This is a genomic window from Psittacicella gerlachiana, assembly GCF_003585965.1.
Lineage (GTDB): Bacteria > Pseudomonadota > Gammaproteobacteria > Enterobacterales > Psittacicellaceae > Psittacicella > Psittacicella gerlachiana.
Genome location: NZ_NRJF01000017.1, coordinates 1 through 2,996, shown reverse-complemented (window position 1 = coordinate 2,996; position 2,996 = coordinate 1). Strand labels below are relative to the sequence as shown.

The 2,996-nt window shown below is 46.9% G+C and carries 1 rRNA gene; it reads right to left on the bottom strand.

From position 1 onward, the window contains the following. Window positions 1-93: 93 nt before the first annotated feature. Window positions 94-2,977, bottom strand: a 23S ribosomal RNA gene (locus CKF59_RS00535). Between the last annotated feature and the right edge of the window lie 19 nt (window positions 2,978-2,996).

Genomic DNA, 2,996 nt, shown 5'->3' with positions numbered 1-2,996 from the left:
CGTTCTCTTATTACTATTATTCAACTCTTGTCCTTATGTAAGCATTAAAACAACATACTTAAATACTTACCTAACAACTCAAGTATGAGTTGGACTATTAATCATTCGGGCAATTAGTATGAGTTAGCTCAAAGCCTCGCAGCTCTTACACATCTCACCTATCAACGTCGTAGTCTACAACAACCCTTATTTCTTTAAGAAAAGATATCTCATCTCAAGGAAGGTTTCCCGCTTAGATGCTTTCAGCGGTTATCCCGTCCGAACATAGCTACCCAGCAATGCCTTTGGCAAGACAACTGGAACACCAGAGGTTCGTCCATCCCGGTCCTCTCGTACTAAGGACAGACCCTTTCAAATATCTAACGCTTACGGCAGATAGGGACCGAACTGTCTCACGACGTTCTAAACCCAGCTCGCGTACCACTTTAAATGGCGAACAGCCATACCCTTGGGACCTACTGCAGCCCCAGGATGTGATGAGCCGACATCGAGGTGCCAAACACCGCCGTCGATATGAACTCTTGGGCGGTATCAGCCTGTTATCCCCGGAGTACCTTTTATCCGTTGAGCGATGACTCTGTCATGAAAAGTCACCGGATCACTATGACCTGCTTTCGCACCTGCTCGACATGTACGTCTCGCAGTCAAGCGGGCTTATACCATTATACTAAACTCACGATGTCCGACCGTGATTAGCCCACCTTTGTACTCCTCCGTTACTCTTTGGGAGGAGACCGCCCCAGTCAAACTACCCACCAGACAATGTCCTAGGCAAGGATTCACTTGCCTTAGTTAGAATATCAACATATGAAGAGTGGTATTTCAACAACGACTCCACAAGAACTGACGTCCATGCTTCAAAGTCTCCCACCTATCCTACACATCATAGGTCAATATTCAATGTCAAGCTATAGTAAAGGTTCACGGGGTCTTTCCGTCTAGCCGCAAGTACACTGCATCTTCACAGCGATTTCAATTTCACTGAGTCTCGGGTGGAGACAGCCTGGCCATCATTACGCCATTCGTGCAGGTCAGAACTTACCTGACAAGGAATTTCGCTACCTTAGGACCGTCATAGTTACGGCCGCCGTTTACTGGGGCTTCGATCAAGTGCTTCGGTTACCCTAACACCATCAATTAACCTTCCAGCACCGGGCAGGCGTCACACCCTATACGTCCACTTTCGTGTTTGCAGAGTGCTGTGTTTTTAATAAACAGTTGCAGCCAGCTGGTATCTTCGACTGGTTGCTGCCTCGTAGAGCGTGCCTACTAACAGCATAACCAGCGCACCTTCTCCCGAAGTTACGGTGCTATTTTGCCTAGTTCCTTCACCCGAGTTCTCTCAAGCGCCTGAGTATTCTCTACCTGACCACCTGTGTCGGTTTACAGTACGGTTTAATACACATTAAGCTTAGAAGCTTTTCTTGGAAGCTGGGTATCAATCAATCCCAAGAACAAAGTTCTTGGTCTTCATCACGCCTCATCTATAGCATACCGGATTTGCCTAATATGCCAAACTACACGCTTAAACTCACTATTCCGTCAGTGAGCTGACCTAACCTTCTCCGTCACTCCATCGCATGGGTATTAAGTACAGGAATGTTAACCTGTTTGCCATCGACTACGCATTTCTGCCTCGCCTTAGGTGCCGACTAACCCTACCACGAATACCGTTGGATAGGAAACCTTGGTCTTCCGGCGAACGGGTTTTTCACCCGTTTTATCGTTACTTATGTCAGCATTCGCACTTCTGATACCTCCAGCATACCTCCCAGTATACCTTCAACGGCTTACAGAACGCTCCCCTACCCAATAATTAAATTATTGCCGCAGCTTCGGTGCTATGTTTAGCCCCGTTACATCTTCCGCGCAGGCCGACTCGACTAGTGAGCTATTACGCTTTCTTTAAATGGTGGCTGCTTCTAAGCCAACATCCTAGCTGTCTGTGCCTTCCCACATCGTTTCCCACTTAACATAGACTTTGGGACCTTAGCTGGCGGTCTGGGTTGTTTCCCTCTCCACCACGAACGTTAGCACCCGTGGTGTGTCTCCCATACAGTACTTTCACGTATTCGGAGTTTGCATCCTATTGGTACATCGAGATGACGCCCGCAAAGAAACAGTGCTCTACCCCATGAAGTATTCATATGAGGCTCTACCTAAATAGATTTCGGGGAGAACCAGCTATCTCCCGGTTTGATTGGCCTTTCACCCCTAGTCACAGGTCATCCGCTACTTTTTCAACAGTAGTCGGTTCGGTCCTCCAATGTATGTTACTACAACTTCAACCTGCCCATAACTAGATCACCGGGGTTCGGGTCTACTTCCTGCAACTAAACGCCTAGTTAAGACTCGCTTTCGCTACGGCTCCCTGATTAAGTTAACCTCGCTACAGAAAATAACTCGCTGACCCATTATACAAAAGGTACGCAGTCACATAATTAATATGCTCCCACTGCTTGTATGTAAGCGGTTTCAGGTTCTATTTCACTCCCCTAACAGGGGTTCTTTTCGCCTTTCCCTCACGGTACTGGTTCACTATCGGTCAATCAGTAGTATTTAGCCTTGGATGATGAGCCACCCATCTTCAAACAGGATTTCACGTGTCCCGCCCTACTTGTTGTTAACTTAGTACCACAATTGAAATTTCGTATACGGGACTATCACCCTCTATCGTTAACCTTTCCAGGTTATTCTACTATCTCAACTGCTATCATTAACGGCTAGTCCGCTTTCGCTCGCCACTACTTACGGAATCTCGGTTGATTTCTTTTCCTCCGGGTACTTAGATGTTTCAGTTCTCCGGGTTCGCTCTGCAAAATGCAGTGATAGAGATTTGCTCTATCGGGTTTCCCCATTCGGAAATTCTGGAGTTATAACGCTTCTTATCAACTCCTCCAGACTTATCGCAGATTAGCACGTCCTTCATCGCCTCTGATTGCCAAGGCATCCACCGCTTACACTTATTCAATTAATAGCCCAACTCATACTTTCTT